Consider the following 25,881-nt stretch of genomic DNA (forward strand, 5'->3'; position numbering starts at 1 on the left):
CCGCATCAAGGCGCCGTCGGCGCGGCCAACAAAGTACGTTCGTCAGCCTCACCATTGATCCTTGCGATGATGGTGCCGCGGCCGAACTGCGCCAGCGGCGCACCCAGCGACCAACGCATGGTCTGCCCGGGCAGTACATAACCGACCAAGCCGTTCAATGCGGTCTTGGTTGCGCCATCGACCTGGTGCCGCAGGTCGGCGACCTGCGCATGGCCGGTGCCGGTGTTGCTGATCTGGATCTGCGCCTTGCCATCGCTGCCGGCGACCACCTGCGCGCTCAGGGCCGGCGACGGTTCGGTATTGCCGGGCGGCAGCAGGAAGACCGGCACCGAATAACGCAGCACGAACTGCATGCCTTTGCGGTCGGCATCGGCGCTGGGCAGCTCGTCGACGATGATGCGGTAACACTGCTCCTGCCCGCTCGGGGCAGGCCCGGCGCGGATGACCCGGATCAACTGGCGTTCGCCAGCGGCCAGGGTGCGCATCGGCGGGCTGACCAGCAGATCCTGGGTGGGGTCGAGCTGATCCTGCCCATCGCGCTGGGTCCAGCGATAGGCGCGGGTCTGCACCTGGACCGGCGTGCTGCCGCTGTTGCTCAGCCACAGGCCGTCGGCGGTCTGCTGGGCACTCAGGCTCAGCGATGTAGGGGCCAACTGCAGGCTGGCGGCATGCGCCGGCCTCGGCAAGCCGCCGTTGGCCATGACCAGCGCCGTCGCCAGCCCGGCCGCCATCAGCCAGACCGGTAAACGTGACAACGGGCGGTGATGCACAGGCATGCGCGGACTCAATAGACGATCGTGGCAGTGATCGTGTCCTGGTAACTACCGGTCGCGGGGTTGTTGGCCGACGGGTTGGTCACGCGACCGTAGACCGGGTAGACCTGATTCAGGCCGGTGGCGGTGCGGCTGAGCGTGTTGGTGCCGGTGGTGCTGCCCCAGACCGTGCTGCGGCCCAGATCCTGGTAGAGCTGATAGGCGATGTAGTTGTTGGTGGTCACCAGCGCGTCGGTATTTTTCATGCGGCGGGTGGTGACGTCGTTGGCGGTGCCGGCATTGCTGCCCGCGCTCAATGCGATGTTGTACGGCGTCAGCGCGGTGCACTGGGCGGTCACGCTGCCGTTGGCGTCCGCATTGGCGGTCGAGGTCGAGAGCACCGAGCCGAAGTCGACGTCCGTGGCGGACGCAGCGGTGATCGTGCAGGCCTTGGTGACCGCGATCTTGACGTTGAACGTGGTGGTGTCTGCCGCGCTCGCCAAGCCAATGGTCGAGAGCAGGCCGAGCGACAGCAGGACAGGGCGGACAGTACGCATGGACATTTCCTTGACCGTTCTGGTCATTGATGACGCGACGAGTCGTCGCCTTCCCTGCAATGCATCAGCTGTGCCAAACATAACGCCGAATTCACGCGCTATCTAGTTGTCTTCACTCGTTTTAATCGTAAAAGTGCGATGTCTTACGGATGGCTTCGTTAAGGCAAGTTTTGACGCTGAGTGCACTGCGTCACGCATGAATGGGAGGCCGCGCCGGTTTTTTGCTGTGCGGTCCGCTTGAGGCGACCCACGGCGTCTCATAAAAAACGCAGGCGCGGGTCGTTCAGATTCAGCCCGGATCGGCGATAATCGCGGCCATGAGCGTCAATCTGAAAACCAAAGAAGAAATTGAACTGATGCGCGTCGCCGGCCGCTTGGCCGCCGAGGTGCTCGATGTGGTGGCACCGCACGTGAAGCCGGGCGTGACCACTGCCGAGCTGGACCGCATCTGCCACGACCACATCGTCAACGTGCAGGGCACCATCCCCGCCAATGTCGGCTATCGCGGCTTCCCCAAGAGCGTGTGCACCTCGGTCAACAACGTGATCTGTCACGGCATCCCGAGTGCGGCCAAGGTGTTGAAGGACGGCGACATCGTCAATATCGACGTCACCGTCATCAAGGACGGCTGGCACGGCGACACCAGCCGCATGTACTACGTCGGCACTCCGTCGGTGATGGCCAAGCGCTTGGTCGAAACGACGCATGAAGCGATGTGGCGCGGTATCCGGGCGGTCAAGCCGGGTGCCACGCTGGGCGATGTGGGCCATGCGATCCAGAAGTTCGCCGAAGCCGAGCGCTTCAGCGTGGTACGCGATTACTGTGGCCACGGCATCGGCAAGGTGTATCACGACGAGCCGCAGGTGATGCATTACGGCCGCCCGGGCGAAGGGTTGGTGCTCAAGCCGGGCATGACCTTCACCATCGAGCCGATGATCAACGAAGGCACCTATCACCATAAGACGCTGCCCGACGGCTGGACCGTGGTCACCAAGGACCGCAAGCTGTCTGCGCAGTGGGAACACATGGTTGCGGTCACCGAAGACGGCGTGGATGTGTTGACGCTGTCGGCCAATTCGCCCGCGCCGGTATGACGGACACGCCGGCGGAGCGACCCGACCCGGGCGTCGCCGGCGACGCGGACTGGGCCGCGCAGGCCCGTCCGCTGCTGGTGCATGTGGACATGCGCCTGTGCAAACGCTTCGATCAGGGTGAGCCGATCGAGCGCCTGGTCGCGTTGCGCGCACGCGCGGTCGACCAATTGATGCGCAATGCCTGGATGCGCTGTATTCCGGCCGATAGCGGTTTGTCGCTGCATGCGGTCGGCGGCTATGGACGTGGCGAATTGTTTCCGCGCTCGGATGTGGATGTGCTGGTGCTGGGCGACACCGCCGCGCAACAGCAGCACGAGCAGGCCCTGGCGCGCCTGTTTGCGCTGCTCTGGGATGTGGGCCTGCCGATCAGTCACGCGGTGCGCTCGCCGGCGCAGTGCACCGCTGCGGCGGCCGACCAGACCGTGCTCACTGCCTTGATCGAATCGCGCGCGCTGGTGGCCGACGCCCAGGCGCGCGCTGCGCTGGCCACGGCGATCGCGCCGCCGCAGGTGTGGCCGCCGCGCGATTTCTTCCAGGCCAAGCGCGAGGAATTGCTGGCGCGCCATCAGCGCTTCGGCGACACCGCCGATAATCTCGAACCTGATATCAAGGACGGCCCCGGCGGTCTGCGCGATCTGCAGACGCTGGGCTGGATGGCCTTGCGCGCGTTCGGGGTCAAGGACCTTGAGGCCTTGGTCGGGCTGGGCCATGTCGGCTTCGACGAAGCCGCCGCGTTGCGTCGCGAGCGCGAAGAGCTTGCCCGTCTGCGTTTCGGTCTGCACATCGTGGCCAACCGGCCGGAAGAGCGCCTGCGGTTCGATTATCAAAAGACCCTGGCCGAACGGTTGGGGTTCGCCGACGACCCGGAAAGCCTGGGCGTGGAAAAAATGATGCAGCGCTTTTATCGCAGCGCTGCGTTGATCCGCCGCATCAGCGACCGCTTGTTGCAGCGCTTCGAAGAACAGTTCGATGGCGAAGCGACGCCGGAACCGCTGGGCGGCGGCTTCAGCCTGCGCCGCGGCTATCTGGCTGCCGACACCGAGAGCTGGCCGGACGGCGATGTGCTGCAGGTGTTCGCGCTGTTTGCGCAATGGGCCGCGCATCGCGAGGTGCGCGGACTGCATTCGCTGACCGCGCGCGCGCTGGCCGAGGTCCTGCGCGACCTGCCGGCATACGAGGTTGCCGATGCGACCGCCCGGGAACGCTTCATGGCGTTGCTGCGCGGCCCGCGTGCGGTGGAGACGCTCAATCGCATGGCGCGGCTGGGCGTGCTGGGCCAGTGGATTCCGGCATTCGCCAGCGTTTCCGGACGCATGCAGTTCGACCTGTTCCATGTCTACACGGTGGACCAGCACACCTTGATGGTGTTGCGGAACATTGCGCTGTTTGCCGCAGGCCGTGCCGATGAACATTTCTCGATCGCGCACGAAGTCTGGCCGCGTCTGCGCAAGCCGGAACTGCTGTTGCTGGCGGGCCTGTTCCACGACATCGCCAAGGGCCGCGGCGGCGATCATTCGGAACTGGGCGCGGTGGATGCGCGCGCGTTCTGCCTGGCGCATCGCTTGAGCGAGGGCGATACCGAGCTGGTGACCTGGCTGGTGGAGCAGCATTTGCGCATGTCGGTCACCGCGCAGAAACAGGACATTTCCGACCCGGAGGTGATCCATCGTTTCGCGACCTTGGTCGGCACCCGCGAGCGTCTGGACTATCTGTACCTGCTCACCTGTGCCGATATCGCCGGCACCAGTCCCAAGTTGTGGAACGCGTGGAAAGATCGGCTGTTGGCGGATCTGTATTTCGCTGCGCGTCGCGCGTTGCGCGAGGGCCTGGAACACCCACCGCCGCGCGAAGAACGGCTACGCGAAGCGCGCGAGTCGGCGCGCACCTTGATGCAGGCGCAAGGGCATGACGATGTCACCATCGACCGGCAATTCGCCGGCATGCCGGACGAGAATTTCCTGCGCTTCCGTCCCGAGCAATTGGCGTGGCAGGCGGCCTCGCTGATCGAAGTGGAGATCGGTCAGACCCTGGTCAAGGCGCGTCGCGCGGTGCCGGATAACGACGCGCTGGAAGTGTTCGTGTATTCGCCGGACCGCGACGGGCTGTTTGCGGCCATTGTGGCAACGCTCGATCGCAAGGGCTACGGCATCCATCGCGCACGTGTACTGGACGCGCCACACGATGCGATCTTCGACGTGTTCGAAGTGTTGCCGCAGGAGACCTATGCCGACGGCGACCCGCAGCGGCTGGCGGCAACGCTGCGCCAGGTACTGGCCGGCGATCTGCAGAAGGTGCGCCCGGCGCGCCGTGCAGTGCCGCGCCAGTTGCGGCATTTCCGCTTCGCACCGCGGGTGGAGTTCAGCGAAAGCGCCGGCGGCCGCCGCACCCGCATCAGCCTGGTCGCACCCGACCGCCCCGGCCTGCTCGCCGATGTCGCGCACGTGTTGCGCATGCAGCACCTGCGCGTGCACGACGCGCGTATCGCCACTTTCGGCGAGCGTGCCGAAGACCAGTTCCAGATCACCGACGAGCATGATCGCCCGTTGTCCGAATCCGCCCGGCAGGCGCTGCGCGATGCGTTGTGCGCCTGCCTTGACCCTGTCTAGCTAGCAACTCCGGAGACCCCCATGGCCACCAGCAAGAAAACCGCGCCCAAGCAGAGCGCGACCACCACCAACGCAGCGTCCAAGCGCGCGAATGCTCCGAGCGGCAAGGCTGCCAAGGTGCCGGCTGCTGCCGACTCCGAGCCAGGTGTTGGCGTCGGCAAGCAGGGCGCGGCAGCGGGCGCTGTCGGCAAAAAGACTGCTGCATCTGATGCAGCAAGCCAGAAAACCGTTGCAAAGAAGACTGGCGGCAAGACCGCGACTTCCGCTGCACCGCGCGTGGCCAGGCAGCCGACCAAGGTGGTTGCTGCACCGGCCGCAAAGAAGGCCGCTGCGGCAAAGAAGCTGCCGATTGCCGAGCAGGCCGTGCACAGCGCCTCCACGCAGGTCGGCAGCGACGAACTCAAACTGGGCATCGAAAGCGCATTCGAACGGCGCGCCACGCTGACCATGGACGAGATCGACGGTTCCACCCGTGCCATTGTCACCCGCGTGATCGACGGACTGGAAAGCGGGCAGTTCCGCGTCGCCGAGCCGGACGGGCAGGGCGGCTGGACCGTCAACGAATGGCTGAAAAAAGCGGTGCTGCTGTATTTCCGCGTCAACGAGATGGCAGTGATCGACGCCCAGCCAGCGCCGTTCTGGGACAAGGTGGAATCGCGCTTTGCCGGCTTCCATGAAGCCGAATTCCGCAAGGCCGGCGTGCGCGTCGTGCCGGGTGCGGTGGCGCGTCGCGGCAGTTACTTCGGCAAGGACGTGGTGCTGATGCCGAGTTTCACCAACATCGGTGCCTATGTCGGCGAAGGCACCATGGTCGATACCTGGGCTACCGTGGGGTCGTGCGCGCAGATCGGCAAGCACTGCCATTTGTCCGGCGGCGCCGGCATCGGCGGCGTACTCGAACCGCTGCAGGCCAGTCCCACCATCATCGAAGATCACTGCTTCATCGGTGCGCGCTCGGAGGTGGTGGAAGGCGTGGTCATCGGGCACCACAGCGTGATCGGCATGGGCGTGTTCATCGGCCAGAGCACACGCATCTACAACCGCGCCACCGGCGAGATTTCTTACGGCTATGTGCCGCCGTACAGCGTGGTGGTGTCCGGGCAGTTGCCCTCCAAGGACGGCTCGCACTCGCTGTATTGCGCGGTGATCGTCAAGCAGGTGGATGCCAAGACGCGCAGCAAGACCAGCGTCAACGAACTGTTGCGCGGTCTGGCGGATTAATCCATTTCGCATCCGCAACAGCTGCCGCGCAGCGCCGGCCAAGGATGCGCCTTTGGCGCGCTCGGTTGCTGCAATGACACGCGCGTCCCAACGCGCTTGCAAGTCGCTTGCCGGTCGCTTCGCGCGCAGTTCCATCGCAACCCCTTTCGATAAGCGAGGGGCTCTGCACCGCCCTTGGGGATATTTCGCATGACCACGCTCTACGGACTCAAAAACTGCGATACCTGCAAGAAAGCCACCAAGTGGCTGGATCGTTTTGGTGTGGCGTATACGTTTGTCGACTATCGCGATCACAAGCCGGAGCCGCAGACCCTGGCGGAGTGGGCGGAGCAGGTCGGTGGATTCGATGTGTTGATCAACAAGTCCTCTACCACGTGGCGGCAGTTGCCGGACAACCGCAAGGCGGCGGGCAGTGCAGCCGAATGGAAGCTGTTGCTGCGCGAGTACCCGCAGCTGATCCGGCGGCCGCTTGTCATCGCCGACGATGGCGCCCTGCATCAGGGCTTTTCCGATAACGGCTTCAAGAAGCTATTCGGCATTGGCTAAGCGACTGCGGTTTCCGACGGTGCCGCGGACCGTGTTGCCGCTATCGTCGCGACGCGTTACGTCTCGCACGCTGATCGCGCGCTCATCCGCTGGGCAAGCCGTTCGACGTCGCGCAGGCAATGACGCGATGATTGCCTGCAAACCGGTTAGCTGCCACCGCTGCAACCGCTGCAACCGCTGCAACAGCGACCAAAATACGCCGATCGATGCAGACGCAATCCCTCCATCAACGCCGCAGATGCGGCTCTATTGCGGTGACGTTTCATGAGCGATGTGCTGGAGTTGACCTGTGACCTCATTGCACGTGCCTCGATAACGCCGGCGGATGCCGGTTGTCAGGCCGCGATTGCGCAGCGCCTGCGCGCAGCAGGCTTCAGCTGCGAGCACTTGCGCCTGGGCGAGGTCGAGAATCTGTGGGCAACCCATGGCAGCGGTGCGCCGGTGCTGGTGTTGCTCGGGCATACCGATGTGGTGCCGCCGGGCCCGCGCGAGGCGTGGACCAGCGCCCCGTTCGATCCGCAGATCCGCGACGGCGTGCTGTATGGGCGTGGTGCGGCGGACATGAAAGGCAGCGTCGCCGCATTCGTCGTCGCCGCAGAGCAATTCGTCGCTGCGCATCCATCCCATACAGGCACGCTGGCGGTGTTGCTGACCTCGGACGAAGAGGGCGATGCCATCGATGGCGTGCGCCGGGTTGCCGAGGTGTTTCGCGAACGCGGGCAAACGATCGACTGGTGCATCACCGGCGAACCGTCGTCCACCGAGCGCCTGGGCGATCTGTTGCGCGTCGGCCGTCGCGGCAGCCTGTCCGGTACGTTGACCGTCAAGGGTGTGCAGGGGCATGTGGCGTATCCGCACAAGGCGCGCAACCCGATCCACCTGGCAGCGCCTGCGCTGGCCGAACTGGTGGCGCGGCAGTGGGACGACGGCTTCGAAAGCTTTCCGCCCACCAGCCTGCAACTCTCCAACATCCATGCCGGCACCGGCGCCAATAACGTGATTCCTGGCGAGCTGCAGGTGGCCTTCAATCTGCGCTATACCCCGCACTGGGACGCGCCGCGCCTGGAGGCCGAAATCACCGCGCTGCTCGATCGGCACGCGCTGGACTACGCGCTGCGCTGGCATCGCAGCGGCGAGCCGTTCTACACCCCGGAAGGGCGGTTGCGCAGCGTTGCACGTGAGGTATTGGGCGAGTTCGCCGGCGCGCCGCCGGAAGAAAGCACCGGTGGGGGCACCTCCGATGCGCGCTTCATCGCGCCATTGGGCGCGCAGTGCATCGAGGTGGGCCCGGTCAATGCCAGCATCCACCAGGTCGACGAGCATGTGCGCGTGGCCGACCTGCAAGCGCTACCGGCGCTGTATCGCAAGTTGATCGAGCGCCTGCTGGTCGGGTGAGCGGGCCACGCAGACGCCGTTGTTGCCACTGAAACAGTTGCGTCGGTGCAGCCGAACCGTTAGCGTCGGCGACATGGTCATTCGCCTCGCCAATCTCGATAACGCCAACCGCAACACTCTGCGCGCGAATAATCGTGCGCGGCCGATGCGGGTCTGCGACTAGGCGACGTCCACCAAACGCCCAGGAACCAGAAAAACCCGCATCGGCCGATGCGGGTTTTTTTTATGGGTGTCGATCCGTGCAGCACGCTCTTACCGGCCGCCAATCCACGCAGTTCTTCAGGAGTGTTTCCATGTGTTCCATCTTCGGTATTTTCGGCCTGCAACCCGGTGACGACCTGCAGGCGCTGCGCCGGCAGGCGCTGGAATGTTCACAGCGGCAGCGTCACCGCGGGCCCGACTGGAGCGGCGTCTACGTCGATACCGGCGCCATCCTGGTGCACGAGCGCCTGGCCATTGTCGATCCGGCCGGCGGCTCGCAACCATTGCTCTCCGAAGACGGGCAGCTCGCCCTGGCGGTCAATGGCGAGATCTACAACCATCGCGAACTCAAGGCGGAGCTGCTGCAGCCGTACGCGTTCCAGACCGGCTCCGATTGCGAGGTGATCAATGCGCTGTATCGCGAAGATACGCCTGCTTCGTATCTCAACCGCCTCAACGGCATCTTTGCATTCGCGCTGTGGGACAAGACGGAAGGGCGCGTCATCATCGCGCGCGACCCGATCGGTGTGGTGCCGCTGTACTGGGGGCATGATCGCGAAGGCCGTTTGCGTGTGGCGTCGGAACTGAAATCGCTGGTGGACGACTGTGCCGATGCGGCGCAGTTTCCGCCGGGCCATTGGTACGACAGCGCCACCGGCGCACTGAACCGTTACTACGAACGCGCCTGGCGCCAATACGGCGCGGTGGAAGGTGTACAGGTGCAACTGCAGGAATTGCGCGAAGCCTTCGAGCGCGCCGTGCACCGTCAGCTCATGACCGATGTGCCGTACGGTGTATTGCTGTCCGGTGGACTGGATTCTTCGCTGGTTGCGGCCGTCGCCGCGCGCTACGCCCGTCACCGCATCGAAGAAAACGACATCACCGAAGCCTGGTGGCCGCGCCTGCATTCGTTCGCGATCGGCTTGAAGGGCTCGCCAGATCTGGCCGCGGCCGAAGTGGCCGCCGCAGCGCTCGGCACGGTGCATCACGGTTTCGAATACACCTTCGACGAAGGCCTGGATGCATTGCCCGACGTCATTCGCCACATCGAAACCTATGACGTCACCACCATTCGCGCCTCCACACCGATGTTCTTGCTGGCGCGGCGGATCAAGGCGATGGGCGTCAAGATGGTGCTTTCCGGCGAAGGCAGCGATGAGATCTTCGGCGGCTACCTGTATTTCCATAAGGCACCGAATGCGCGCGAATTCCACGAAGAGCTGGTACGCAAGCTCGACGCGCTCAACAACTACGACTGCCTGCGCGCGAACAAGTCGATGATGGCCTGGGGCGTAGAGCCACGTGTGCCGTTCCTGGACCGCGAATTCCTGGATGTGGCGATGCGCATGGATGCCAGGTTCAAGATGATCGACAAGACCAGCAGCGGGGCGACGCGCATGGAGAAGGGTGTACTGCGCGAGGCATTTGCCGGCTACCTGCCCGAATCCATCCTGTGGCGTCAGAAAGAGCAGTTCAGCGACGGCGTGGGTTACGGCTGGATCGACGGGCTGAAGGCGCATGCGCAGTCGCAGGTCAGCGACCGCGAACTCGCCGCCGCCGACCGACGCTACCCGGTCAACCCGCCGCAGACCAAGGAGGCGTATTTCTATCGCAGCTTGTTCGAGCAGTTTTTCCCTGGCCAGGCGGCGGCGGAAACCGTGCCGGGCGGCAAGTCGATCGCCTGCTCGTCGCCAACGGCGATTGCCTGGGATGCGAGTTTTGCCGCGATGGCCGACCCATCGGGCCGCGCGATTGCCGGGGTGCACGCGCAGGCGCTGGCTTCGTAAAGGCTGCAGTCACTGCAGCGGCCGGCGTGCATCGCTGCACGGCCGGCCGCTGCGTTGACTGGCGCGTCTTATTGCTCGTGCCGCACGCAGTACCCATAGCGCTGCGGATCGATATCCACACCCGCCATGTCGGCCTGGTTATTGCCCCAAAGGTTCGGCTTGAAGTCGGCCGACGTGCAGTTGGCCGCGCGGTCCACGCCGATGGTGTAGGTAAACGGCGTGTTGGCGAAACGGTTGTTCTCGAAGACGTTGTCCTGGCTCATGCTGTTGTCCCAGCACAAAATTTCCGGTGTGCGATAACGAATCGCGCAGGCCAGAAACACGCCGGCCACCTTGTTGCCATCGAATTGATTGTTGCTGAAGCGATTGCGCCTCGCATCGGAGAGATAGATGCCCTGGCTGCCGTTGCGCTCGAAACGGTTGTTGCGGATCTCGCTGTCTTCCAGGTGTTCGGTGGTCAGGCCGGCGGCCACGTTGTCGTGGATATAGTTGTTGACCATCGTGACCTTGGCGGTGCGGTTGAACGAGACGCCGTCCCAGATTGCGCCCGACACATCGTTGTTTTCGATGGTGATCTCGCGGGTGTCGTACTCGCTCAGCAGGCACGCGCTGCGGCACTTGTTGACCTGCAGGCCTGCAAGCCGGATGCCTTGTCCGGACCGCACCACCACCGCGCTGTTGCTCAGGTAGGGGCGCTCGGGCATGAACTCCTTATCGCCTGTGCTCGCTACGATCTGCATGTCTTCGATGCTGACGTTGCGGATCACACCGGTGGGCTGCTGGTTTTCGTAATCGCCGACCACCAGCACCGGCTGCTGCACGCCGTCGGCCATGCGCACGATGGTGCTGGGGCCCTGGCCGCGCAGGGTAAAGTTGCCGCGATGGATCGATACCAAGCCATTGAGCGGGAACTCGCCTTTCTCCAGGCAAAGTACCGTGGGCTTGTCGCTTTGCGGCAGTTTGTCGATGGCTTTCTGCAGGTCCTGGCCAGGACGTACCTTGGCGGTGCATGCAGCCACTGGCGCATCCGGCGGGCCGGATTTGGCTGGCGGCGCGGCCGAGCAGGCAGTGGCAAACATCAGTGGCAACAGGGCGGAAACGGAGCGGGCAAGCAAAGGCATGCGGATTCCGGTCAGTGGGGGGAGGAGGGCGATGTGCGGAGCAAGACTCCACATTCGCGACGGACTCTAGTGTGTCCCACCGGACGTTAAGTTCCAGCCCATGCGCAGCCGTGCGATTCGGCGCAGGTTCATTACGTTCCTGCAGTCGAGGCTGTTTTGCCCATTGCGAGAGGTCGCTTCGCTGACCTGCATCACATTGCAAGCGAAACGCCGTGCAGTCAGCGCCCGATTTGCCTTGCACTGCACGGAGCGCAGTTTCAAGCCACGACTTGCGCTTGTTTACAGCTGTTTTGCACATGCAACCGGTAGAGCGGGCCAGGCGCGCTCTGTCCTTCAACAGAAAGAAACACGTGATTTGAGCGGGTGGCAACCGCAGGCACGATGCGCTGTTTGCGTTGCCATCGCAGCTGGCTGGTGGCGCGCCACATATTCGCCGCGCGCTCGTCAGAAGCTGTAAGCCAGCTGCGCGTAAATGCGACGCGGCTCGCCGGGGAAGTGTCCGGCGCGCGTATTGAACCCGCTCGCCGCATAGACCTTGTCGAACAGGTTCTTGACGTTGATCTGCAGTTTCCACGCGTCCCACTGCGTCTGCCAGCTGATGTCGTAAATGGCATACGGTTTGACGCGTTGGCCATCCAGGCTGACGCGTTCGCCCACGTAGTCGGCACCGAAGGCGATCGCCGAGCGCCACATCGGCAGGTCGTAGCGCGTCCACAGGCCGAAGGTGTTGCGCGGTGCATTGGCGAAGCGATCGCCAGAGGCATTGGTGATGCCATTGGTGCCTGCATCGAGCACACGTGCATCGTTGTAGGCATACGTGAGATTGAGCACCCAGCGCTCGGTCAGGTCGGCCAGCAGGTCGACTTCGAGTCCTTCGCTGCGCACCAAGCCAAGCGCAGAGAGCTGATTGACACCCTCGACGACGCGTCCGTTCGCCTGCACGATGTTGCTGCGCTCGATGCGATACAACGCCGTGTTGAGGGTGAGTCCGCCATCGTTGAGCGCAGTCTTCAGGCCCATTTCCCATTGCGTACTGCGTTCCGGAGCGAACGGTCCGCCCACGCTGCTGTCCTGATTGGCCGCGTCCTGCGGCAGGAAACCGCTGGCATAGCTTGCGTAGGCATTGATGCCATCGCGTAACACCACGGTGCTGCCGACGCGCCAACTGACATCGTTGCCGGTGACGCGCGAACCACCCAGCAGGTTGTCGTCCTTGAAGCCGTCCCAGCGTAGCCCCGCCATTGCATACCAGCGCGGCGTCAGCGTGAGTTCGTCCTGCAGATATGCGCCGTAGCGTTGACTGCGCGTGCTGGTGGCGCGCCAGGGCAGGGCATCCAAACCGTAATCGTAGAAGCCGCTGCGGCCGTATACCGGGTTGAACAAATCGATGCCAGGCACCGGGCCGCGCACGCGTCCGGTGTCTGCGGTGTTGGCGGTTTGCGCGCGGAAATCCGCGTCCAGCCGGTAGTAGTCCGCGCCCATCAGCAGCTTGTGCTCGATCGCCCCGGTACTGGTGCGGAATATCGCGTTGACGTTGCTGGAGATCGCATCGTTGTCGCGGTATTGATTGCGCAGCTGCCGGGTCATCCATTCGGCGGTGCCGTCGCGATCGCGGTCGATCAGACCCATCGGCTCGTGATAGATCTGATGCTCTCGGTTCTTGAACCAACGCAGCGCCATGTCCACCTCCCACGCGCTGGACGGTGCAAACCGATACTGCGCAAGCGCCACCTTGGCACGCATGTCCAGGAAATCGGTAGGTTCGTTGTGGTTCCAGCGCCGGTCGGTGAGGAAGTTGCCGTCGTTATCGACCGGCACGCCGCGCAGTCGGTTGCCGCCCAGGTTCTGGGTGATGTCGGTATATTGCAGGGTGAGCTCGCCGGTATCGCCCAGATCGAAGGCCACCGACGCATCGCCGATCTTGCTCTGGCTGTCGGTATTCCAACGAAACCCGTCTTCGCCATCGACATAGGCGCCGATGCGGTAACGGATGCGGCCATCTTCGCGCGCAGGGCCGGTGGCCTCGAAGGAGGCTGCACCGAAGGATTGATTGCCCAGCTGCAGTTCGATGCGGCGCGCCGCCTGATGACCGGGCTTGCGCGTGACATAGTTGATCACACCCCCGGGTTCGCCACCGCCGTACAGCGCTCCGGCTGGACCCTTGAGCACTTCCACGCGTTCGATGTTGAACAGCTGCGGCACCGAGAACCCGGCATACGGGTCGCCGCGCAGACCGTCGTACAGCACGTTTTCCTGGCGGAAACCGCGCAAGGTCACACCGGCATAGCTGAAGAAACTGATGCCGCTGATGCTGCGATACAGATCGGTGATCTGCCGCGCGGCCTGGTCGTCGATCAACTCGCGCGGCAGCACCTGCACCGATTGCGGCACCAGCGCCAGCGGGGTATCGGTGCGCGTGGCAACAGCGGCGTCTTCGGACTTGTAGAGCGTCTGCGCACGGCCGATGACATCCACGCCATCCAGCTCGGTCACGGCTGGCGTGGTGGTGTGTTGAGCGAAGGCGGACAGGGTGTGCAGAGCGAGCGCGGCGGCGAGCGCGGTGACAAGAAGCGTGGGGCGCATTGGTCACTAATGGGAATGGTTATCAAATGCATCTTAGCATGATGTGGTTGCTTGATCACGGAGATCGCCGAGGTGCCGGGCGCGATGCTTGGTGGAGGATGCATGCGCGCGCGCGCACGCGCGCACGTGTGCGGATCCATACATCCGAGATGCGAAAGATGCAGAACGCGCAAAATGCAGAAGGCATGCGTGCACAGCTTCCCTTCCCCCGCCGGGACATCGTCTCCTTCATTGGGGAGCAGGGCGCCCGAAGGGCGGATGAAGGCGGGTGCGAAGCCTGATGGGCGCGCGCGAAGGGTCACATTGCGCACTAATCAGTAGTGCGTGGTGCCCGTAACCTCCCCCCCCACCAAGGGGAGAGGCGCTTTGTGGAGCAGCGATGCTCGAACGTCTTCCTCCTTCTTCGCTGGACGCTGCGCAGCTGCGTTGCCGCCCGCTCTTACTGCGGACGCGATTGCAGCGTGTAACGCGTGGCGGTGGGCAAAAATGGTGTGGGTCTGCCATGCACCCAATCGTCGTGCCCCGCGCCCCAGAACGGCGACAGCGGGTGGCCGCTCTGGCCGCCGGGCATGTGCACGATGCCGTCCTGCTCGTGGCCGGGCGAAACCACCATGCGCTCGGAGGCGCCAAAGGCCGGGCCTTGCACGCGCGGCATGTCGCGGTCGCCCGGCAGTTGATCGGACGGCATGCAGAGCCAGCGCTTGGCCAGGGCGGGCAGTGCACGCGCGATGGGGTGGCAGATGGCGGCGGTGTTGCGCTGGCCCCAGGTGTGCTGGCCGCGCGGTTCGCTTTGTGCGTCTTCAGCAATCAGGTCTGACTGCGCACTGCGCGCGGCATCGTCGAGTAACTGCTCCCAACTTGCGACGGCGGGCGATAACAGGTGGGCCGGGCGCTGTTGCAGCAACGGCCAGACGATGCCCTCCAGTTGCGCGCGACGTGGCGGCAGGAACTCCGCGCCAAGTGCGGCTTTTGCCGGTGCCAGCAGGCCGGCTTCCACCGCCTCGATGGTCTTGCTGCGAAATTGGCGCACGATGCGATAGCTGGCCGAGTCAGTCGAGGCGCGCCCATCCCAGTGGCGCGTGGCGTGAGCAATCTGTTGCAGTGCCGGGTCCTTGCTGTGCTCGACCACGCTACGCAGCAGTTGCCACTAGCGCGTGAGCAGCACGGCGCGATCGTCGAGCTGGATGGCGAGCAGATCGCGTTCGTTGAAGCGCTGCTTTGCGAAAAGATCCTCGCGAATCTGCTGCGCACGCGCGCCAAGGTCGTAACCTGCGTTGCCAAGCGTGGCCAGTTGTTGCGCATCGACGATACGGTTGTTGGCGGTCCAGAGCCGGTGCGACGGCGGATCGATCAACGCAGGCGCAGCATCGCTGCGCAGCGACCATGGCAGGCAGGTGCCCGACATCGAAGGCGTTGCAGCCGCCTCTGCAGGTGCGCTGGATGCTGCCTCAGGTGCGGGCGTCGATGTCGCCAATTCGGCAATCCCGCTCGGGCCGCACCCGGCATTGCGCGCGGGGCGCGCGCCGATCAGGCGCCAGGCGATGTGCCCGCTGCGATCGGCAAGCAGCAGGTTCTGCGCCGGAATGCCGGAGCGGTCGGCCACCGCAAACGCTGCCTGCAGATCGCCCGCTGTGCTCATCTGGGCGAAGTCCAACCGGATCGCACCGGGCAACTGCGCCGCCCAGCGCAATGCCAGCGCGCTGCCGTCGGCGTTGACGTGCAATACCGGTCCCCACGCCGCTTCACTGACCTCGAACTGCACCGGCGCTGCGCCCGCCACGCGGATGGTTTCCACGTGCCTGGTCAGTGCTTGCGGGTGACCCAGTGTAGGTGCGGGAATACGCGCGAAATCCGCAGTGTCGATGTAACTGTTGGTAAATGCCCAAGCCACATGCCCGTTGCTGCCCACGACCACCGCCGGCAGACCCGGCAGGGTGAATCCGGTGACATCCACCTTGCCCTCGGGCGCATTGCTGTCTGCATAGCGCAGCCGTGCGCGGAACCAGATATTGGGCGCGCGCAGGCCCAGGTGCATGTCGTCGGCAACGATGGCGCGGCCGTCGGCGGTGAGGCTGCCATCTACCGCGAAGTTGTTGCTGCCCGGCGTCGGCGTTTCCGCGTGTGGTGCGGCAGGCGGATGCGGTAGACGCCGTAGGTCCAGCGTGGCCGCATCCGGCACGCTGGCATCGCCTTGTGGCGGCCCGAACAACGGCGCGTCCCAACTGGAGCCCTGATGGTCGAGCAGTGCCGCCAGCGCAGGGGGCACCACGGCACGGATGCGCGCGGCGGCCAGCTCGGTCTGGTTGTCGCTGTCCTGCAGGTCTGCGTACATCGCGAGGCCGGTGAGGATGGAGTCGTCCAGCGTCCACGCACGCGGTGTCTGGCGCAGCAGCAGATAGGGCCAGGGCCGCACGCGCAGTGCTGCCAGTCCTGCATTGACGCCATCGGTATACGCTTGCAATGCGGTGCGCTGGCTGCCGGTGGCGATATCCAGGCTGGCCTGCACGCGCGCGCGCAGGCGATGCACGCGGTTGCGCTTGTCCAGGTCCACGGCCTTTGCGCCAAACAGCTCGGACAACTCGCCGGCCGGTGCGCGGCGCATCAGATCCATCTCGAAATAGCGTTCCTGCGCATGCACGTAGCCGAGCGCACGCATCGCATCGAGCTGGTTTGCTGCATCGATGGTGACCACGCCCAGCCGGTCGCGCTGCACGCTGACCGACGCAGCCAGGCCGCTGAGCGCGCTGTCGCCATCCAACTGCGGCAAGCTGCCGCGCATCAACAGATACAGTCCCAGGCTGGCCGCCAGGACCAGCAACCCGATTCCCAGCAGCAGCCTGCCCAGCCATTGACGCATTGTCGGTTCCTTGGAGCCCGGTGAAAGTGTGGCCGGCGGACATGACCGTGGCGGGTCTGGCCGCAAGCGCAACTGAAAGTGATTCCGATTAGATCATTGCCTGTCCGCTTAGGGCACCATGCGCGCATTGCGTCGCTGGAGCACACCATGAAAGGCCATCCCGAAGTCGTCGATTACCTCAAGCAGCTGCTGCGCGGCGAATTGGCGGCACGCGATCAATATTTCCTGCATTCGCGCCGGTACGAGGATCAGGGCCTGATGGCGCTGTACGAGCGCATCAACCATGAGATGGAAGAGGAAACCGAGCACGCCGACGCGCTGCTGCGGCGCATCCTGTTCCTGGAAGGCGACCCGGACATGCGCCCGGCCGAATTCACCCCCGGCAAGACGGTGGTCGAAATGCTGGAGCGCGACCTGGTGGTCGAGTACGAAGTGCGCGCTGCGCTCGCTGCCGGCATGAAGCTGTGCGAAGAACATGGCGACTATGTCAGCCGCGACGTGCTGCTCAAGCAGCTGCAGGACACCGAAGAAGATCATGCATGGTGGCTGGAGCAGCAGCTTGGCCTGATCAAGCGCATCGGGCTGGAGCTGTACCAGACCTCGAAGATCGATAAGGGCCACGTCGCCGGTTGAGCCGGCAACGACGCTGCCCAGTCGACTGGCTGACTGGCGGGCTGACGCAGCGTGAACCGGCTCGGCATGAAGTACGCGTGCCTGGCCATTCCCGACGATGGTCTGTGCGACCTGCCTGCCACTCCCGCAGCCGGCTGCAGGAGTAGGTTTTGACGTGCTTTGTTGCAGGCCTGCCGCATGGGGCAATGCCGCGCTGGCCTGATCAGCCGGCGGCGCTCGCCGCATGCAAGCCATGCAATTGCGACGTGATGGGCGTGCAACATCCGACGGCCGTTTCAGCGGCGTTGCAGGCGATAGACGGCAGTCGACAACCCAGTGACACCTTCATCGCGGAAGCGTGGTTCCTGATCGAGGATGTCGCGCCGTTCCAACTGGTCTACCTGCCAGGCAGCATCGAAAAGTGCATGCACGTGCGTTGCGTCCACCGAGAATGGCGGGCCGGCCTTTTCTGCCTGCGGATATTCCAGGGTGATCAGCAGGCCGCGGCAGTGTGTGGGCAACTGCACATAGACCGTTTGCAGGTAACGCTGGCGCAGTTCGGCCGGTAGCGCGACCAGTGCTGCACGGTCGTAGACGGCCGTGCAGTCGGCCAGCACGCTGGCGTCCAGCGCGAATGCATCGCCGCAGATGATCTCGATCGGGCCGGCGATGAAATGCTCGCCAGCAGCGCTGGTGTGACGTTGCGGTTGAAGGCCTGCCTCATCGAAGAATTGCGTCACCGCCAGCGGCGACAGTTCCACGCCAAGCACGCGATGGCCTTGCGACGCCAGCCAGTGCATGTCCAGCGTCTTGCCGCACAGGGGCACCAGCACGCGCGATTCCTTCGGCAAATCAAGCGCGTGCCAGTGCTTTTGCAGCAGCGGCAACACCTCTTGCTGATGAAAGCCGGTGTGTCCCAGCTGCCAACGTTCCAACCAGAAGTTCGTGTCCATGCGTTGCCTTGCCAGTGGCTGTCTCCACTGTGGTCATGTGAGAGTGGGGCGTGGTGCGTTCTGAAGCGGTGCGCAGCGTTGGCAGGCCGTTGCGATGGCATCGTTGTGCCTGGAATGAGCGAATACTTGATGCCAGTGCATCAGCAATTTTATTGCCTGGAACGCCCCAGGTGTTCGGACGCCTGGTCGCGTTGCACAGGAGCAGTAGAGGTTCAACTGCCCTGCAGCGGAGACGTGCCGCGTTGAAGAAGAACGAGTTCCTCGGCAAGTGCAGACTCTTGCGTGTAGTGGACAAGGCCGCAGAAATCCATATCGACCATGATGCCCTCGCCAAGGTATCCCCAGCTTTCCTGTCCCGGAAGGTAATCGGCTGTGTCCATGCACGCGATGACCTTGCCACGATACAGCGTGTCGATCTGGATCAGATCACCTGATTTCGCTTCGTGGTTATCCGAATATTGCACATAGCCTCCTGGCTCGATGACGGCGCCCCAGCAGCCTGAGGCGACCGCAATCCCAGCCGCGCCGCTGCGCGCCGCATGGGTGAACAACCGTTACTGCACCTCCAAGCCGTCCACCTTTTGCCGCGCCCCAGCAGCCTGAGGCGACCGCAGTGCCAGCCGCGCCGCCGCGCGCCGGACGAGTGAATTGCCGTTTGCTGCACCTCCAAGCCGTCCACCTTTTGCCGCGCCTCAGCAGCCTGAGGCGACCGCAGTGCCAGCCGCGCCGCCGCGCGCCGCAAGGGTGAACAACCGTTACTGCACCTCCAGGCCGTCCACCTTTTGCCGCGCCCCAGCAGCCTGAGGCGACCGCAATCCCAGCCGCGCCGCCGCGCGCCGCATGGGTGAACAACCGTTACTGCACCTCCAAGCCGTCCACCTTTTGCCGCGCCCCAGCAGCCTGAGGCGACCGCAGTGCCAGCCGCGCCGCCGCGCGCCGGACGAGTGAATTGCCGTTTGCTGCACCTCCAAGCCGTCCACCTTTTGCCGCGCCCCAGCAGCCTGAGACGACCGCAATCCCAGCCGCGCCGCCGCGCGCCGCATGGGTGAACAACCGTTACTGCACCTCCAGGCCGTCCACCTTTTGCCGCGCCCCAGCAGCCTGAGGCGACCGCAATCCCAGCCGCGCCGCCGCGCGCCGCATGGGTGAACAACCGTTACTGCACCTCCAGGCCGTCCACCTTTTGCCACCCACGCGGCAACAACGATCCACGGCTCGCCCGCGCACCCACATACGTGTCCAGGTCCTTGAACGACAGGCTCATGGTACGAGCGCCGCTGCGCACCAGCAGGGTGTTGCCCGGTGCGACCGCCACCACGGCCACCACACGTTCGGTGCCGAGCTTGGCCTTGGGGATCTCGATGATCTTGTTGCCTTTGCCCTTGTCCAGCTCGGGCACGTCGGTGGCCGGCACCGCCAGCAGATTGCCGGCGCTGGTCACGGCGACGATGCGATCGGTTTGCGGGTTGCTCACCTGGGCCGGCGTCAGCACATGCGAGCCGGTGGTCAGGTTGAGCATCGCCTTGCCGGCCTTGTTGCGGCCGGTCAGGTTTTCGAAACGGGTAACGAAGCCGTAGCCATGCGAGGACGCCAGCACGAAGCGGGTGGCGTTGTCGGCACTGGCCATGACCTGGAACGCCGCGCCAGACGCCGGCGAGAACCGTCCGGTCAACGGTTCGCCATTGCCACGCGCCGAGGGCAGGGTGTGCACGGCGGTGGAATAGGCGCGGCCGTCCGAATCCAGGAACGCCACCTGGTGCGTGCTGCGGCTGCGCACCGCCGCCAGCAGGCCATCGCCATCGCGGTAGGACATGCCGGCCGGATCGACCTCGTGCCCCTTGGCCGCGCGGACCCAGCCCTTTTGCGACAGCACCACGGTCATCGGTTCGCTGGCCACCATTTCGGTTTCGTCGATGGCCTGTGCGGCGCCCCGTTGCACCAGCGGCGAACGACGCGCATCGCCGAACTTCTTGGCGTCGGCAGTCAGTTCGTCCTTGATCAGCTTCTTCAGCTTGGTCTTGCTCTCCAGGATCGCCATGATCTGCGCGCGCTCCTCGGCGAGCGCTTCCTGTTCGCCGCGGATCTTCATTTCTTCCAGGCGCGCCAGTTGGCGCAGCTTGGTTTCCAGGATGTATTCGGCCTGTTCTTCGCTCAGCGCGAAGCGCGAGATCAGCACCGGCTTGGGTTCGTCTTCGCTGCGGACGATGCGGATCACTTCGTCCAGGTTGAGGAAGGCGATCAACAAGCCTTCCAACAGGTGCAGGCGACGCTCGACCTTCTGCAGGCGATGGTTGAGGCGGCGGGTCACCGTATCGCTGCGGAAGCTCAGCCATTCGCTCAGCAGGTGCTTGAGGTTCTTGACCTGCGGGCGGCCATCCAGGCCGATCACGTTGAGGTTGACGCGGTAGCTGCGTTCCAGATCGGTGGTGACGAACAGGTGGCCCATCAGCTGTTCGGCATCGACGCGATTGGAGCGCGGCACCAGCACTACCCGCACCGGGCTGGTGTGGTCGGACTCGTCGCGGATGTCTTCCAGCCACGGCAACTTCTTGGCGCGCATCTGCTGGGCGATCTGCTCGATCACCTTGGACGGGGAGACCTGGTAGGGCAGCGCATCGATGAAGATGTTGGCGTGCTCTTTCTTGTAGGTGGCGCGCGCGCGCACGCTGCCGTGACCGGTTTCGTAGATGTTCCGCAGGTCCGCAGCCGGAGTGATGATCTCGGCGGTGGTCGGGTAATCCGGGCCCAGCACGTGCTCGCACAGGTCGGCGACGCTGGCATCGGGATCATCGAGCAGCCGCAGCAATGCACTGACGATCTCGTTGAGATTGTGCGGCGGCACGTCGGTGGCCATGCCCACGGCAATGCCGGTGGTGCCGTTGAGCAGCAGGTGCGGCAGGCGTGCCGGCAACCAGGTGGGTTCTTCCAGGGTGCCGTCGAAGTTGGGCGCCCAATCGGTGGTGCCCTGGCCAAGCTCGCCCAGCAGCACTTCGGCGATCGGGGTCAGCTTGGACTCGGTATAGCGCATCGCTGCGAACGACTTGGGGTCGTCGGTGGAGCCGAAGTTGCCCTGGCCTTCGATCAGCGGGTAACGGTACGAGAACGGCTGCGCCATCAGCACCAGCGCTTCATAGCAGGCGCTGTCGCCATGCGGGTGGTACTTACCGATCACATCGCCCACGGTACGCGCGGATTTCTTCGGCTTGGCGGCGGCATTCAGGCCCAGCTCGCTCATTGCGTAGACGATGCGCCGCTGCACCGGCTTCAGGCCGTCGCCCAGGAACGGCAGGGCGCGGTCGAGCACCACGTACATCGAGTAGTCGAGATAGGCGCGTTCTGCGTACTCGCGCAGCGGTAGTTGTTCGAAGCCGTGGAAGGTGGGGCGGGTCAGATCGGTCATGTAAAGCCAGGTCCTGCGTGAAGAGGAACCCGCACCGGGGTACGGGCTCGAAGAGCGCCGATTATCCGGATGCGGCGGGGGATGCCAAGCCGCGTGCATGGGAGCCGGCCAGATAACGGGTTGGCGGGGCGCCGAAATGGCGATGGAACACGCTGACGAAGGCGCTGGGGCTGCTGTAGCCAAGCTGGTCGGCCACCTGCGCCACCGCATGGCCCTGGCTCAGCCGCCGCAGGCCTTCGGTCAGCCGGGCCTGCTGCCGCCACTGCGCAAAACTCAGGCCGGTCTCGTCGCGGAAATGCCGGCTCAGGCTGCGCGGCGACAAGCCGCCCCAGTCGGCCCAGGCGTCGAGCGGGCGTGGGTCGGCGGGCGTGTCGAGCAACTGGCGGGCGATCCGCAGCAGCCGGCGGTCGGCGGGCATCGGCAGGTGCAGGTGGTCGATCTGCACCTGGCATAGCTCGTCCAGCAGTACCGCAGCCAGGCGTTGCTGGGTGGCATCCAGCGGCTGATCCAGCGGCCAGCTGGCGGCCCGCATGATGGCCTCGCGGGCCAGCCCGGTCAGGCGGATCACGCCGCCCTGCGCAGGCAGGGCGGCGCAGGCATCCGGCCGCACAACCACGCCCCAGCCGCGCATCGGCCCGGCCAGTTCCACGGTGTGCTGCTGCCCGGGCGGCATCCAGCCTGCGCAGCCCGGCGGCAGCGACAAGGCGCCTTGTTCGGTGTGCACGGTGAGCACGCCGTGCTCCACGTACATCAGCTGACCGCGGACATGCGCGTGCCAGGCAGTTTCCGGCGCCCATACCTCGCGCAGCTCTGCCAGGAAGGCGATCAGCACCGGCCCATCGGTCTTTTCGAAGCTGGCGCGTACGCCTGGCGGCAAGGCGTCGATCTGGGTTGGCGGGTTTTCGATACTCATTGGCCCAATTGTATTACCGAGCCAGCGCACGCGCCGCGTAAGGTGGCGATCCTTGCGGGCGGTTTAATCCCCTGTGGAATAATTGCGTTGACAAATATATTTTTCGGAACAAAATGTGCCGCATGAATGTTTCGTCTTCCGCCACACCGTCGTTCGGCCTGTTGCTGCGCCAGGTGCGCGATGCGCTGATGCGCCAGCTCGATGCCGAGATGAAGGGCGAACTGCCCGATTTCGGCTTCAGCCACTACGTGGGCCTGAAGATTTTGGCGGTGCGCTCGCCGTGCACGGCCAATGAGCTGGCGCTGGCTCTGGACCAGACCCCGAGCGCGGTGACCCGCCTGCTCGACAAGCTTGAAGCGCTGGGCGCAGTGCGGCGCGAGCCGCATGCGCAAGACCGGCGCGCGCTGCAGATCGTCATGACCGAGCAGGGCGTGGCGCTATGGGAGCGGCTGCGCCTGCGCGGCGAACGCGCCATCGAGCACGGCCTGCGCGACCTGTCCGCGGTCGAGCGCGAACTTCTCACCTCACTCCTTATCCGTGTCCGCGATGCACTCAACTCATGAACGTTGCTAGTTCTTCGACCCAGATGCTGCGCCCGCGCTCGATGCGCCTGGCACAGCCGCTCGTCATCACCGCCCTGGCACTGGCGTTGGCCGCCTGCGCCAGCAGCCGTGGCCTGAATCCGCAAGGCACCGTGCTGGATCCGAGCACGCTGCATGCAGAGCGCACCCTGGCGCAGCAAACCACGCTGAGTCCGGCCGCATGGCCGGCCAGCGATTGGTGGCGCGCGCTGGGCGATGCGCAGCTGGACGCGCTGATCGCCGAAGGCCTGCAGCACAGCCCCAGCCTCGCGGCGGCCGATGCGCGCCTACACCAGGCGCAGGCACGTATCGGCAGTGCGCAGGCCGAGCGCGGCCCCAGCCTCTCGGTGTCCGGTGGCTACACCGGCCTGCAGCTACCTGAATCCATGGTCGGCGAAGAGCTCGGCGGCAGCTATGGCGGCAGCGCGCAGGTCGTGCTGGATTTCCGCTACGGCGTCGATCTGTGGGGCGGCAAGCGCAGCGCGTGGGAAGCGGCAGTCGACCAGGCGCATGCGGCCGAAGTGGATGCGCAGGCGGCACGATTGAACCTGTCGTCGGCGATTGCCGAAGGCTATGCGCAGCTTGCGTACGCGTGGAGCCTGCACGACCTGGCCAACGACGAATTGAGCCGTGCGCAGAAGACCCTGGAGCTGACCCGGCAACGCCGCAGCGCCGGCATCGACAGCGAGTTGCAGGTGCGTCAGGCGCAAGCGCGCGTACCGGCTGCGCAGCAGCAGTTGCAATCGGCGCAGCAGCAGATCGACGAAGCCCGCACCGCGCTGGCCGCCTTGGTCGGGCAGGGCCCGGATCGCGGTTTGGGCATTGCCCGGCCTGTATTCGGTGCGGGCATCGCCACGCAGTTGCCGAGCATGCTGCCGGCCGATCTGCTGGGCCGTCGCCCCGACGTGGTGGCGGCACGCTGGCGCGTGGAGGCGGCCGACAAGGACATCGCAGTCGCCAAGACCCGCTTCTATCCCAGCCTCAACCTCACCACGCTGGGCGGTGTGATCAACCCGGATGTCGGCAAGTTGCTGGAAAGCGGCTCGGTGTTCGGACTGGTCGCGCCGGCGTTGAGCCTGCCGATCTTCGACGGCGGCAAGCTGCGCGCCAATCTGGCCGGCAGCGATGCGCAATACGACCTGGCCGTGGCCGACTACAACCAGAAAGTGATCTCCGCGCTGCGCGAGGTGGCCGACCAGGTCACCGCCGTGCGTTCGCTGGAGCTACGCGCGCAGGCGCAGAACGACGCCGTGCAGACAGCCACGGCCGCTTTCGATCTGGCGCAGCAGCGCTACCGCGCCGGCATCGGCAGCTATCTGGACGTGCTCAGCGTGCAGGAGCAGTTGCTCGTCGCACGCCAACGCATGGCCGGGCTGCAGTCGCAACAACTTCTGGCCTCGGTGAGGTTGCAGCGTGCGCTGGGCGGCGGATTCACGCCGGAGCCCGCACGCGATACCGCACGCACCGCGCCCACTTCCGCACAACCGAATTCCTGAGACATCGACGATGAGCCAGACGACTTCAACTTCTCCTCAACCCGCACCGGCCGCGCCCAGCAAGCGCCGTGCTGCGCTGCGCATCGTGGCCATTGTGGCGATCCTGGCGATCATCGGCCTGGTGGTGTGGTACTTCCTGGTCGGCCGTTGGCACGAAGACACCGACGATGCGTATGTGCAGGGCAACCAGGTGCAGATCACCCCGATGGTGGGCGGTACCGTGGTCAGCATCGGCGCCGAAGACGGCATGCGCGTGGAGCGCGGCCAGTTGCTGGTGCAGCTGGATCCGGCCGACACCGAGGTGGCCTTGCAGCAGGCCGAAGCCAACCTGGCCAAGACCGTGCGTCAGGTGCGCGGTCTGTATCGCACCGTGGAAGGTGCGCAAGCCGAATTGTCCGCACGCGAAGTCACGTTGCGCAGCGCGCGCTCGGACTTCGCGCGGCGTAAGGATCTGGCCGCCACCGGCGCGATCTCCAACGAAGAACTGGCCCATGCCCGCGACGAACTGGCCGCCGCCGAAGCGGCCGTGAGCGGCTCGCGCGAGAGCCTGGAGCGTAACCGTGCGTTGGTGGACGACAGCGCGGTGGCCAACCAGCCGGACGTGCAGACCGCCGCCGCACAGCTGCGTCAGGCGTATTTGAATCATGCGCGCACCGGCGTGGTGGCGCCGGTGTCCGGCTATGTCGCACGGCGCTCGGCCCAGGTGGGTCAGCGCGTGCAGCCGGGCAGCGTGTTGATGGCGGTGGTGCCGCTGGAGCAGGTGTGGGTGGAAGCCAATTTCAAGGAAACCCAGCTCAAGCACATGCGCCTGGGCCAGGAAGTGGAACTGCATTCTGATCTGTACGGCGGCGGCGTAAGCTACACCGGCCGTATCCAGAGCCTGGGCCTGGGCACCGGCAGCGCGTTCTCTCTATTGCCGGCGCAAAACGCCAGCGGTAACTGGATCAAGATCGTGCAGCGCGTGCCGGTGCGCATTGCGGTGGATTCCAAGCAGCTTGCCAGCAATCCGCTGCGGATTGGTCTGTCGATGAAGGTGGATGTAAACCTGCACGATCAGCAGGGCAGTGTGCTGCCGACCAAGGTCGCCAACGGCGCGGTGTTCGCCACCGACGTGTATGCGCAGCAGCTCAAGGCTGCCGACGCCGACATCCAACGCATCATCCAGGACAACCTGCCGTCGCAGGCTGCCAGCAAGGCGGGCTAAGC

Annotated in this window: 18 protein-coding genes and 1 pseudogene; 10 read left to right on the forward strand and 9 right to left on the reverse strand. The window is 65.0% G+C overall.

Features of this window, described 5'->3' with window-relative positions; translation table 11 throughout:
• Window positions 1-5: 5 nt before the first annotated feature.
• Window positions 6-776 carry a fimbrial biogenesis chaperone gene (locus tag AMD14_RS07775; protein WP_011050905.1) on the reverse strand — a complete coding sequence of 257 codons (771 nt, stop codon included), beginning with the start codon at window positions 774-776 and terminating at the stop codon, window positions 6-8.
• An 8-nt stretch (window positions 777-784) separates the two neighbouring features.
• Entirely contained in the window at window positions 785-1,309 is a 525-nt protein-coding gene (locus AMD14_RS07780; RefSeq protein ID WP_003485350.1) for a Csu type fimbrial protein, read from the reverse strand.
• 317 nt (window positions 1,310-1,626) lie between these two features.
• On the opposite strand from AMD14_RS07780, the gene map reads away from it, so the two are divergent.
• The 6 genes from map to asnB all read left to right on the forward strand — a co-directional run bounded on the left by map (window position 1,627) and on the right by asnB (window position 10,159).
• Complete coding sequence (gene map, locus AMD14_RS07785; RefSeq protein WP_015462998.1) at window positions 1,627-2,403, forward strand: type I methionyl aminopeptidase; 777 nt, start codon at window positions 1,627-1,629, stop codon at window positions 2,401-2,403.
• On the forward strand, window positions 2,400-5,009 hold the full coding sequence (locus AMD14_RS07790) for a [protein-PII] uridylyltransferase (RefSeq protein ID WP_011050907.1): 2,610 nt from the start codon (window positions 2,400-2,402) through the stop codon (window positions 5,007-5,009). Before map ends, AMD14_RS07790 begins: the two co-directional genes overlap by 4 nt.
• 21 nt (window positions 5,010-5,030) lie before the next feature.
• Window positions 5,031-6,230 (forward strand): 2,3,4,5-tetrahydropyridine-2,6-dicarboxylate N-succinyltransferase, encoded by a 1,200-nt coding sequence (gene dapD, locus AMD14_RS07795; RefSeq protein ID WP_015472351.1) that lies wholly within the window; start codon window positions 5,031-5,033, stop codon window positions 6,228-6,230.
• Window positions 6,231-6,419: 189 nt separating this feature from the next.
• On the forward strand, window positions 6,420-6,776 hold the full coding sequence (locus tag AMD14_RS07800) for an arsenate reductase (protein ID WP_003485342.1): 357 nt from the start codon (window positions 6,420-6,422) through the stop codon (window positions 6,774-6,776).
• 264 nt (window positions 6,777-7,040) lie between these two features.
• The gene (gene dapE, locus AMD14_RS07805) at window positions 7,041-8,171 is read left to right on the forward strand and encodes a succinyl-diaminopimelate desuccinylase (protein WP_011050908.1); all 1,131 of its coding nucleotides are present in this window, start codon (window positions 7,041-7,043) and stop codon (window positions 8,169-8,171) included.
• 293 nt (window positions 8,172-8,464) lie between these two features.
• Entirely contained in the window at window positions 8,465-10,159 is a 1,695-nt protein-coding gene (gene asnB, locus AMD14_RS07810; protein WP_011050909.1) for an asparagine synthase B, read from the forward strand.
• A 68-nt stretch (window positions 10,160-10,227) separates the two neighbouring features.
• Here the strand turns inward: asnB and hpaM are convergent, their stop codons facing one another.
• The 3 genes and pseudogenes from hpaM to AMD14_RS07830 all read right to left on the reverse strand — a co-directional run bounded on the left by hpaM (window position 10,228) and on the right by AMD14_RS07830 (window position 16,720).
• The gene (gene hpaM / locus AMD14_RS07815; RefSeq protein WP_040260446.1) at window positions 10,228-11,280 is read right to left on the reverse strand and encodes a type III secretion-associated outer membrane-bound protein HpaM; all 1,053 of its coding nucleotides are present in this window, start codon (window positions 11,278-11,280) and stop codon (window positions 10,228-10,230) included.
• 444 nt (window positions 11,281-11,724) lie between these two features.
• Window positions 11,725-13,863: a TonB-dependent siderophore receptor gene (locus AMD14_RS07820; RefSeq protein WP_011050911.1), complete on the reverse strand. Its 2,139-nt coding sequence runs from the start codon at window positions 13,861-13,863 to the stop codon at window positions 11,725-11,727.
• A 439-nt stretch (window positions 13,864-14,302) separates the two neighbouring features.
• Window positions 14,303-16,720: pseudogene (locus AMD14_RS07830) on the reverse strand (penicillin acylase family protein).
• Window positions 16,721-16,867: 147 nt separating this feature from the next.
• Here AMD14_RS07830 and bfr point away from each other — a divergent pair.
• A complete protein-coding gene (gene bfr / locus AMD14_RS07835; protein WP_003485327.1) occupies window positions 16,868-17,353 on the forward strand; it encodes a bacterioferritin in 486 nt (161 codons plus the stop codon).
• 275 nt (window positions 17,354-17,628) lie between these two features.
• Here bfr and AMD14_RS07840 read toward each other — a convergent pair whose 3' ends face one another.
• The 4 genes from AMD14_RS07840 to AMD14_RS07855 form a co-directional block, all read right to left on the reverse strand.
• Window positions 17,629-18,285 (reverse strand): thiopurine S-methyltransferase, encoded by a 657-nt coding sequence (locus tag AMD14_RS07840; protein ID WP_011050914.1) that lies wholly within the window; start codon window positions 18,283-18,285, stop codon window positions 17,629-17,631.
• Between the two features lie 212 nt (window positions 18,286-18,497).
• Entirely contained in the window at window positions 18,498-18,836 is a 339-nt protein-coding gene (locus tag AMD14_RS07845; protein WP_015463001.1) for a hypothetical protein, read from the reverse strand.
• A 605-nt stretch (window positions 18,837-19,441) separates the two neighbouring features.
• Complete coding sequence (parC, locus tag AMD14_RS07850) at window positions 19,442-21,685, reverse strand: DNA topoisomerase IV subunit A (protein ID WP_011050916.1); 2,244 nt, start codon at window positions 21,683-21,685, stop codon at window positions 19,442-19,444.
• A 61-nt stretch (window positions 21,686-21,746) separates the two neighbouring features.
• Window positions 21,747-22,598 (reverse strand): AraC family transcriptional regulator, encoded by an 852-nt coding sequence (locus tag AMD14_RS07855; RefSeq protein WP_015463002.1) that lies wholly within the window; start codon window positions 22,596-22,598, stop codon window positions 21,747-21,749.
• A 122-nt stretch (window positions 22,599-22,720) separates the two neighbouring features.
• Here AMD14_RS07855 and AMD14_RS07860 point away from each other — a divergent pair, with 122 nt between their 5' ends.
• The 3 genes from AMD14_RS07860 to AMD14_RS07870 are packed head-to-tail and all read left to right on the forward strand — an operon-like array spanning window position 22,721 to window position 25,879.
• The gene (locus AMD14_RS07860) at window positions 22,721-23,161 is read left to right on the forward strand and encodes a MarR family winged helix-turn-helix transcriptional regulator (RefSeq protein ID WP_003483498.1); all 441 of its coding nucleotides are present in this window, start codon (window positions 22,721-22,723) and stop codon (window positions 23,159-23,161) included.
• A gap of 23 nt (window positions 23,162-23,184) precedes the next feature.
• On the forward strand, window positions 23,185-24,675 hold the full coding sequence (locus tag AMD14_RS07865) for an AdeC/AdeK/OprM family multidrug efflux complex outer membrane factor (RefSeq protein WP_011050918.1): 1,491 nt from the start codon (window positions 23,185-23,187) through the stop codon (window positions 24,673-24,675).
• 10 nt (window positions 24,676-24,685) lie between these two features.
• Window positions 24,686-25,879 carry an HlyD family secretion protein gene (locus tag AMD14_RS07870; RefSeq protein ID WP_003483502.1) on the forward strand — a complete coding sequence of 398 codons (1,194 nt, stop codon included), beginning with the start codon at window positions 24,686-24,688 and terminating at the stop codon, window positions 25,877-25,879.
• Window positions 25,880-25,881: the final 2 nt, after the last annotated feature.

Source organism: Xanthomonas citri pv. citri (assembly GCF_000961215.1).
GTDB classification, from domain to species: domain Bacteria; phylum Pseudomonadota; class Gammaproteobacteria; order Xanthomonadales; family Xanthomonadaceae; genus Xanthomonas; species Xanthomonas cissicola.

Bases quoted from the DNA above. Each gene is read 5' to 3' on its own strand.
- AMD14_RS07775 (WP_011050905.1), bottom strand. From the start codon at position 776: ATGCCTGTGCATCACCGCCCGTTGTCACGTTTACCGGTCTGGCTGATG.
- AMD14_RS07780 (WP_003485350.1), bottom strand. From the start codon at position 1,309: ATGCGTACTGTCCGCCCTGTCCTGCTGTCGCTCGGCCTGCTCTCGACC.
- map (WP_015462998.1), top strand. From the start codon at position 1,627: ATGAGCGTCAATCTGAAAACCAAAGAAGAAATTGAACTGATGCGCGTC.
- AMD14_RS07790 (WP_011050907.1), top strand. From the start codon at position 2,400: ATGACGGACACGCCGGCGGAGCGACCCGACCCGGGCGTCGCCGGCGAC.
- dapD (WP_015472351.1), top strand. From the start codon at position 5,031: ATGGCCACCAGCAAGAAAACCGCGCCCAAGCAGAGCGCGACCACCACC.
- AMD14_RS07800 (WP_003485342.1), top strand. From the start codon at position 6,420: ATGACCACGCTCTACGGACTCAAAAACTGCGATACCTGCAAGAAAGCC.
- dapE (WP_011050908.1), top strand. From the start codon at position 7,041: ATGAGCGATGTGCTGGAGTTGACCTGTGACCTCATTGCACGTGCCTCG.
- asnB (WP_011050909.1), top strand. From the start codon at position 8,465: ATGTGTTCCATCTTCGGTATTTTCGGCCTGCAACCCGGTGACGACCTG.
- hpaM (WP_040260446.1), bottom strand. From the start codon at position 11,280: ATGCCTTTGCTTGCCCGCTCCGTTTCCGCCCTGTTGCCACTGATGTTT.
- AMD14_RS07820 (WP_011050911.1), bottom strand. From the start codon at position 13,863: ATGCGCCCCACGCTTCTTGTCACCGCGCTCGCCGCCGCGCTCGCTCTG.
- bfr (WP_003485327.1), top strand. From the start codon at position 16,868: ATGAAAGGCCATCCCGAAGTCGTCGATTACCTCAAGCAGCTGCTGCGC.
- AMD14_RS07840 (WP_011050914.1), bottom strand. From the start codon at position 18,285: ATGGACACGAACTTCTGGTTGGAACGTTGGCAGCTGGGACACACCGGC.
- parC (WP_011050916.1), bottom strand. From the start codon at position 21,685: ATGACCGATCTGACCCGCCCCACCTTCCACGGCTTCGAACAACTACCG.
- AMD14_RS07855 (WP_015463002.1), bottom strand. From the start codon at position 22,598: ATGAGTATCGAAAACCCGCCAACCCAGATCGACGCCTTGCCGCCAGGC.
- AMD14_RS07860 (WP_003483498.1), top strand. From the start codon at position 22,721: ATGAATGTTTCGTCTTCCGCCACACCGTCGTTCGGCCTGTTGCTGCGC.
- AMD14_RS07865 (WP_011050918.1), top strand. From the start codon at position 23,185: ATGCTGCGCCCGCGCTCGATGCGCCTGGCACAGCCGCTCGTCATCACC.
- AMD14_RS07870 (WP_003483502.1), top strand. From the start codon at position 24,686: ATGAGCCAGACGACTTCAACTTCTCCTCAACCCGCACCGGCCGCGCCC.